The sequence below is a fragment of the Kordia sp. genome, from assembly GCF_050633145.1.
GTDB lineage: Bacteria > Bacteroidota > Bacteroidia > Flavobacteriales > Flavobacteriaceae > Kordia.
In genome coordinates, this window is the sequence record NZ_JBOEFY010000092.1 from 1 (window position 1) to 8,150 (window position 8,150).

Annotated in this window: 8 protein-coding genes and 1 riboswitch; of the genes, 4 read left to right on the plus strand and 4 right to left on the minus strand. The window is 34.7% G+C overall.

The genetic code is table 11. The features are described 5' to 3' along the window. The first annotated feature begins 198 nt into the window (after positions 1 to 198). Positions 199 to 301: riboswitch (SAM riboswitch) on the plus strand. Between the two features lie 400 nt (positions 302 to 701). The 4 genes from ACRBBL_RS26870 (at position 702) to metF (ending at position 6,192) form a co-directional block, all read left to right on the plus strand. Continuing rightward, on the plus strand, positions 702 to 1,703 hold the full coding sequence (locus tag ACRBBL_RS26870; protein WP_431372197.1) for a homocysteine S-methyltransferase family protein: 1,002 nt from the start codon (positions 702 to 704) through the stop codon (positions 1,701 to 1,703). A 46-nt stretch (positions 1,704 to 1,749) separates the two neighbouring features. Then, a complete protein-coding gene (locus ACRBBL_RS26875) occupies positions 1,750 to 2,106 on the plus strand; it encodes a four helix bundle protein (RefSeq protein WP_431372198.1) in 357 nt (118 codons plus the stop codon). Positions 2,107 to 2,214: 108 nt separating this feature from the next. Then, the gene (gene metH, locus ACRBBL_RS26880; RefSeq protein ID WP_431372199.1) at positions 2,215 to 4,932 is read left to right on the plus strand and encodes a methionine synthase; all 2,718 of its coding nucleotides are present in this window, start codon (positions 2,215 to 2,217) and stop codon (positions 4,930 to 4,932) included. 303 nt (positions 4,933 to 5,235) lie between these two features. After that, positions 5,236 to 6,192, plus strand: a complete 957-nt coding sequence (gene metF, locus ACRBBL_RS26885; protein ID WP_431372200.1) for a methylenetetrahydrofolate reductase [NAD(P)H] — start codon at positions 5,236 to 5,238, stop codon at positions 6,190 to 6,192. Positions 6,193 to 6,274: 82 nt separating this feature from the next. On the opposite strand, the gene ACRBBL_RS26890 is transcribed toward metF, so the two are convergent. From ACRBBL_RS26890 to ACRBBL_RS26905, 4 genes are all read right to left on the minus strand, one after another. After that, the gene (locus tag ACRBBL_RS26890; protein ID WP_431372201.1) at positions 6,275 to 6,469 is read right to left on the minus strand and encodes a hypothetical protein; all 195 of its coding nucleotides are present in this window, start codon (positions 6,467 to 6,469) and stop codon (positions 6,275 to 6,277) included. A gap of 397 nt (positions 6,470 to 6,866) precedes the next feature. Next, positions 6,867 to 7,070, minus strand: coding sequence for a hypothetical protein (locus ACRBBL_RS26895; RefSeq protein WP_431372202.1), 204 nt, complete (start codon positions 7,068 to 7,070; stop codon positions 6,867 to 6,869). A gap of 492 nt (positions 7,071 to 7,562) precedes the next feature. Further along, positions 7,563 to 7,754 (minus strand): hypothetical protein, encoded by a 192-nt coding sequence (locus tag ACRBBL_RS26900; RefSeq protein ID WP_431372203.1) that lies wholly within the window; start codon positions 7,752 to 7,754, stop codon positions 7,563 to 7,565. 22 nt (positions 7,755 to 7,776) lie between these two features. Continuing rightward, positions 7,777 to 7,968: a class I lanthipeptide gene (locus ACRBBL_RS26905; RefSeq protein WP_431372204.1), complete on the minus strand. Its 192-nt coding sequence runs from the start codon at positions 7,966 to 7,968 to the stop codon at positions 7,777 to 7,779. Positions 7,969 to 8,150 lie beyond the last annotated feature (182 nt).

Sequence of the window (8,150 nt, forward strand, 5' to 3'; positions counted from 1 at the left end):
GGAGAAAATCGTATCGAGAACAGCTATGAACCCTAAAGTTCATGAGTTTATAAGTTCATACAAACGAAGCAAATTAAAACGTAGCATTCAACATCAAAACTCAAAGCGAAAACGTTATCGTTTAAAAATCAGTAAAAAATATTTGCATCTTCTTAATGGAAGTCTTTTCTTTGTGCTAAATAGTTCATACCTATACTGTCGTTATCAAGAAAGGCCGAGGGAATAGACCCGTTGAAGCCTTAGCAACCCTTTACTCATAAAGAAGGTGCTACATTCTACTGCGAAAGCGGATAGATAACAAAGCGAAATTCACATCATTTCCTTATACTTTTTTGATAACAATAACTTGAGCGTTACCCTAACGGGTCAGGCTATCCGCTATATCTTTTTTTTGTAAAAAAAAAGGATGTCGCTACTATCCTTAACGCCGAAGTCCCCATGACAATGGGGATCTTATGAAATGGAGATCTAACAAAAAAATAGAATTTCCAAAGAAGTAATAAACAAAACCCGCTGAGCAACGTCAAAGCAAATAAGGTAGTTAAGAAGTAATAAACAAAGCTTGCTGAGCGAAGTCGAAGCAACTTTGAAACGAAATAAAAAATAAGGAAAAATGAAACATTCATAACTAAAGTTTAATCACATAAAAAATGATGATATGAATGTTCCATGTGACCGTAAAAGACAATAAAAGTAGACACATGAAAAACATCTGGAACGAAATAGAAAAAAGAATCCTAGTCTTAGATGGCGCTATGGGAACCATGTTGCAAGCATACAAATTCACCGAAGAAGACTTTCGAGGCGAACGTTTCAAGGACTATAAAACGCCATTGCAAGGAAACAATGATTTGCTTTCCATAACGCAACCACACGCCATCAAAGAAGTACATGCAAAATACTTTGTTGCTGGTGCTGATATTGTTGAAACCAATACATTCTCTGGGACAACGATTGCTATGGCCGATTATGAAATGGAAGATCTAGTCTACGAACTCAACTTCGAATCGGCAAAAATAGCCAAAGAAGTTGCTGACGAATTCACAGCAAAAGAACCACACAAACCACGTTTTGTAGCAGGTTCCATTGGTCCAACAAACCGTACGGCAAGCATGTCGCCAGACGTAAACGATCCAGGATATCGCGCCGTTACCTTTGACGAGTTGCGTATTGCGTACAAACTACAAATAGAAGCGCTAATAGATGGTGGAGTAGACATATTATTAGTAGAAACTGTATTTGATACCTTAAATGCAAAAGCAGCACTATTTGCTATCGAAGAAGTAAAAGCAGAAAGAAATATTAAAGTACCAATCATGCTAAGCGGTACCATAACAGATGCGAGTGGACGTACATTATCTGGACAAACAGCAGAAGCATTCCTAATCTCAGTATCGCACATTCCATTACTATCTGTCGGATTCAATTGTGCATTAGGTGCAAACCTATTGCAACCGCATTTAGAAGCCATTGCTAACAAAACTGACTTTGCAATCTCAGCGCATCCAAATGCAGGATTGCCAAATGCTTTCGGAGAATATGACGAATCACCAGAGGAAATGGCAGCACAAATAGAAGAATACCTAAAAAAGAATCTAATCAACATCATTGGCGGTTGTTGCGGAACAACGCCTGCGCACATTACAGCAATTGCAGAAGTAGCTGCAAAATACAAACCACGTCAAGTAGTTGTTAATTGTTAGTTGCTTGTTGTTGGTATTTTGTTGCTAGAAATTAAATTAAAACCTTATGAAATCATATACAGAATTAGAAGTGTGGACGCAAGCCAGAGTTTTGGTGAATGCTGTGTATGAACTCACAAAAAAGTTTCCTAAAGAGGAAGTTTTTGGAATCACAAGTCAAATAAGAAGAAGTGCAATCTCAATACCTTCTAACATTGCAGAAGGTTGCGGAAGAAGTAGTACAAAAGAAACAATACATTTTTTGTTCATAGCTAGAGGTTCTCTGTATGAATTAGAGACACAATTATATCTATCAAACGATCAAAAGTACATAACAGAAGAAGAATTAGAAAAAATTCAACAGCAAGTAATTGCTTGTAAAAAGTTGTTAAATGGATTCATTAATTATTACAGGAAAAAATAGAATCAGAGTAAGTTACGCTGAGTTTGTCAAATAACAAAAACAAATAACAGTGGCAAACTAACAACAAGCAACTAGCAATTAACAACTAGATAAAATAGAGAAAAGAAGATGCAAGATAAAGACCCAATACCCAATACCCAACACCAAACACCCAAGAAGAAGCAAACAAAATTCATGCGCCTTTCAGGTTTAGAACCATTGGTTTTAAACGAAAATAGCAACTTTGTAAATGTTGGAGAACGTACCAATGTAGCAGGTTCGCGTAAATTTTTGAGACTCGTAAAAGAAGAGAAATTTGATGAGGCGTTGGCAATTGCAAGACATCAAGTAGATGGTGGCGCACAAATCATCGATATCAATATGGACGATGGTTTAATAGATGGAAAAGAAGCAATGGTACGATTCTTAAATCTTATTGCTGCCGAACCAGATATTTGTCGTGTGCCAATCATGATCGACAGTTCCAAATGGGACATCATCGAAGCAGGTTTACAAGTAGTGCAAGGAAAATGTGTGGTAAACTCTATTTCGCTCAAAGAAGGTGAAGAAAAATTTATTTGGGAAGCTACACAGATCAAACGCTATGGAGCAGCTGTAATTGTGATGGCATTCGATGAGGTTGGACAAGCAGACAACTACGAACGCCGATTGGAAATTGTAGCTCGTTCATTTGATGTATTAGTAAACAAAGTTGGGTTTCCTGAAGAAGACATCATATTCGATTTAAACATATTTCCTGTAGCAACAGGAATGGAAGAGCATCGTAAAAATGCGATCGATTTTATAGAAGCAACACGTTGGACACGTGAAAACTATCCAAACGTAAGTGTAAGTGGAGGTGTAAGTAATGTATCGTTTTCATTTCGAGGAAACAATGTCGTACGTGAAGCCATGCACTCTGTATTTCTATATCATGCCATTCAAGCAGGAATGAACATGGGAATCGTAAATCCTACGATGTTAGAAATCTATGATGACATTCCGAAGGAATTGCTAGAACATGTAGAAGATGTAATTTTAGACCGTAGAGAAGATGCTACAGAACGCTTATTAGATTTAGCGGAATCTTTCAAAGGAATTAAAAAAGTAGATACGGAAACGGTTCAAGAATGGCGTAGTTACGAATTGCAAGAACGTATTACACATTCGCTTGTAAAAGGAATTGATAAATACATTCTTGAAGATATAGAAGAAGCACGCTTACAAGCTGAAAAACCAATAGAAGTCATTGAAGGAAACTTAATGATTGGTATGAATGTCGTGGGAGATTTATTTGGTTCAGGAAAAATGTTCTTGCCGCAAGTAGTAAAATCAGCACGTGTGATGAAAAAAGCGGTTGCCTATCTAAATCCTTTTATAGAAGCAGAAAAAGGGGAAAAGCAACAAGCCATTGGAAAAGTATTAATGGCAACTGTAAAAGGTGATGTGCACGATATCGGAAAAAATATTGTGAGCGTTGTACTCGGTTGTAACAACTACGAAATTGTAGACTTAGGTGTAATGGTAGCACCAGAAAAAATAATTGCAGCAGCAAAAGAAGAAAATGTAGATGTCATCGGATTGTCTGGTTTAATTACACCTTCGTTAGATGAAATGGTGTACTTAGCAAAAGAAATGGAGCGTCAAAACTTTAGCATTCCATTATTAATTGGTGGTGCAACAACTTCCAAAGCACATACAGCTGTAAAAATTGATCCAGAATACAAAAATGCAGTGGTGCATGTAAATGATGCATCAAGAGCAGTTACGGTAGTTGGTGATTTACTAAACAAGAAAAAATCGAAGGAGTATCGTGAAAAGCTAAAGCAAGATTACGATGAATTCCGTGAAAAATTCTTAAAACGTAAAAAAGCAAAATCATACATTTCGTTGGAAGCAGCGAGACAGAAAAAATATAAAATAGATTGGGAAACAAGCAACATTGTAAAACCAAAAGAACTTGGAATTCAGAAGTTAACGCAGCTCAGTCTAAAAGAATTACTTCCGTTTATTGATTGGAGTCCATTTTTCCGTTCCTGGGATTTACACGGGCGTTTCCCAGCAATCTTAACAGATGATGTTGTTGGAGAACAAGCGACACAATTATATGCAGATGCACAAGAAATGATTAAAGAAATCATTACAAAGCAATCGCTTAAAGCCAAAGGAATTTTTGGACTGTTTGAGGCAAATACAATCAATGATGATGATATTTCAATTCAGAAAAAAGGAAAAGAAATAGGAGTCTTTAGAACGCTTCGTCAACAACTAGACAAACGTGCAGAAGTACCAAATATAGCATTGGCAGATTTTGTAGCGCCAAAAGAAAGTGGAAAGCAAGACTATATGGGCGCATTTTGTACGGCTATTTTTGGAGCAGACGAATTGGCAAATAGTTACAAAGAAAAGCAAGATGATTACAACGCAATTATGGCACAAGCAATTGCAGACAGATTTGCAGAGGCATTTGCCGAATATTTGCACAAACAAGTACGTACCAAACATTGGGGTTATGGAGCTAATGAAGAGTTGACCAATGAAGATTTAATCAAAGAAACATACAAAGGAATTCGTCCTGCGCCAGGATATCCAGCCTGTCCAGATCATTTAGAAAAAGAAACAATTTGGGAATTGCTAGATGTAGAAAAAGTTATTGGAGTTACCTTAACGGAAAGTCTAGCAATGTGGCCAGCAGCAGCAGTTTCAGGATATTATTTTGGAAACGAAGAAGCCAAGTATTTTGGACTAGGAAAAATAAAGAACGATCAAGTGGAAGATTTTGCAAAAAGAAAAGGAATAACACTAGAAAAAGCACAAAAATGGTTGCATCCTACGTTGGCTGATTAACCCGCGTTAGTGATAGGAGCGACATCCTTTTACCGTCAGTTCGAGTGGATTTGTGTATGGAGCTTCGGCGAAGGAACAAATTTGTATCGAGAACAAGGTAAAAGATACAGCGGATAGCACGACCGAAGGGAACGCCCAAAATGAATATTGAATATCGAATAATTAATATTGAATAACGAAGTTTGAAGTCAAGAATGGAGAAACAAATAAACAAAAGGACGAAAAAACAAATTGACAAAAAAATATAAGAGCCGAGTAAGAAAGTCTCAATACTAATTACTCAAAACTCAATACTAGAAAAGCATGAAAGTAACAGATCATATAGCACAATCAGAAGGGAAAACATTGTTCTCTTTTGAAATATTACCGCCATTAAAAGGACAAGATATTAAATCGATATTCGATAATATTGATCCACTAATGGAGTACAAACCACCATTTATTGACGTAACCTATCACCGAGAAGAATATACCTTTAAAGAGTTGGGAGACGGATTATTGAAAAAACAAGTCGTAAAAAAACGTCCTGGAACTGTGGGGATTTGTGCCGCAATTCAGAATAGATATCAAGTAGATGCCATTCCGCATATTTTATGTGGTGGATTTACTAAAGAAGACACGGAAAATTTCTTGATTGATATGGATTTTCTTGGAATTGATAATGTAGTGGCGTTGCGTGGAGATGCCGTAAAAAGCGAAACGTATTTTAGAGCAGAACCAGAAGGACATCGCTATGCATCCGAATTGGTAAGTCAGATACAAGACTTAAACAACGGAAAATACTTGGATGAAGAATTGCTCAACTCTTCAAAGACAGATTTCTGTATTGGTGTGGCTGGTTATCCTGAAAAACACATGGAAGCACCGAGTTTAGATTCGGACATTCATTTTTTAAAGAAAAAGATAAAAGCTGGCGCACAATATATAGTTACACAAATGTTTTTTGACAATCAGAAATATTTTGAATTTGTTGAAAAATGTAGAAAAGAAGGAATTACAGTGCCAATCATTCCAGGGTTAAAACCAATTGCAACAAAAAAACAATTGAACTTAATTCCGCATCGTTTCAAAGTAGATTTACCAGACGATTTAATTATGGAAATCGTTCGCTGTAAAGATAACAAAGCAGTGCGTAAAGTTGGAATTGAATGGTGTACGCAACAAAGTAAAGAATTGGTGGCTGCGGGTGTACCTATCTTACATTACTATTCAATGGGAAGATCGAGTAATATTAATGCAATTGCTAAAGAAATATTTTAAATAAAAAGCTAGATTAAGTTAAAAATAAAAAGAGAGGAATTTACTAAAATTCCTCTCTTTTGTTTTTTTATAAAATATGCGATTATAAATCTCCTGATGGATCAAATATTCCGCAGTTTCTATTTCCGTAGCATCTAGTATAATCTATAGTTTGGCACCAGTTTTCAGATTCACATAAATATACCGATTGCCAAGTTCCTCCTTTTACACTATTTGCATTTAAAGTAGAAATAGATGCTTTCTTTAATTTTAGCTTCTTGATGGACTTTTTTTTCATGATTTCAAGTTTTTGTGGTTATGTATAAAAGTATAAAAAAGCAGAAAAAATACTATTGGTTTTTACACTACTAGAAGTACGTGTTCACTGTATTTAAAATTTGCTAAAAGGAAAGAGAGGAATGTTACTTCCTCTCTTCTTATTATATAATTGAATTGAAATATTTACATAGCGTGTGGTTCTCGGATTAAACAAACCACAAACTAAGTTTCCGTATTAACGGGCCGGTAAATATTTTCGATTCGCATATATAAATTGAACCTCTAAATCCGCTTTTCATGCTATTTGCATTCAAAGCTGAACAGATTCCTTTTTTACTAGTAACTTAATAATTGACTTTTTTTCATGGTTGTAATTCTTAAGTTAGATAAAAATTGAATTGGTTAGTATTCAATTCCTAAAAAGGACTATCTGTAGGATACGGGTAAATTTGACAGTTATATTCTCCTCTGCATCTTGTATAATCGATGGTTTCACAAAAATCGCGAGATTCACACACTATTTGGGAAAGTGTGTTGTTACCGCCTGTCAAAGCTTTTACATTCAATATAGAAATCGAAGCTTTTCTTAATGACAATTTATGAATTGACTTCTTTTTCATGATTATAATTTTTAGTGTTCCGAAAATATAAAAAACGTCCTAAAAATGACATTGGTTTTACATTACTAGAAGTACGTGTTCGCTGTATTTAACATTTGATCATAAAAAAAGAGGAATGCCTTAAATTCCTCTTTTTAACTAAACATAAAATCGATTATTTTAGAAATCAGTTTTGTTATTACCTCTTGAGGCAATAATATTTTATAGCATCGCGGATATTCTATTAGTGTTTATTGAGGATTTTAAAATCGTAAAACATTTAAATCTCACAAAAATAGATGATAAGAAAACAAGTAATTCACTTTTCAATCCACGCTAAGTAAATTGCATAACTCTGATTTGGTTATGTAAATCTACTAAAAAACAGGAGGTTATTGCGCGGGTTTTTCACTACTTTAGTTACGTGATTGCTGTAAGCCATCGTTTTTTGAAGTATGTAAACGAAAAAAGGAACGTTTTACGGTTCCTTTTGGTTATAAATTTATAAATAAATTAGCGTTGTGGAGAATCGTAAATTTGACATATAAATTCTCCATTACATGCTGTATAATCGATAGTTTCACAGAAGTTTACAGAAAGACAAAATTGTGTAGTTCCTATAGTTCCTCCAGTTAAAGCTCCTGAATTTAAGTTGGAAACAGCTGCTTTTTTAAGCTTTAATTTTTGAATTGATCTTTTTTTCATGGTTTTGATATTAAGTTAAAGTTTAACGTTGATTTCGATCATAGATCTGACATAAAAGCTCTCCGTTGCATCTTGTAAAATCAATCGTTTCACAAATATTTACAGATTGGCAAAACAATGTGCCTCCAATAGTTCCTCCAGTTAACGCTTCAGCATTTAAAGTAGAAATAGATGCTTTTTTTAACGTTAACTTTTTAATAGACTTTTTTTTCATGATCTAAATTTTTTGGTTGATATAAATATATAGAAACGAAATAGTTAGCTATAGCGGTTTTCCAATACAACAAGTACGTGGATGCAGTAGTTAACATTGTTTATCTAATAATAATGTCTTTCATCAAGAAAAATGTTGGAAAGAGATAGATTTTTAAAATATAAACTACTTTTGTCAATGCA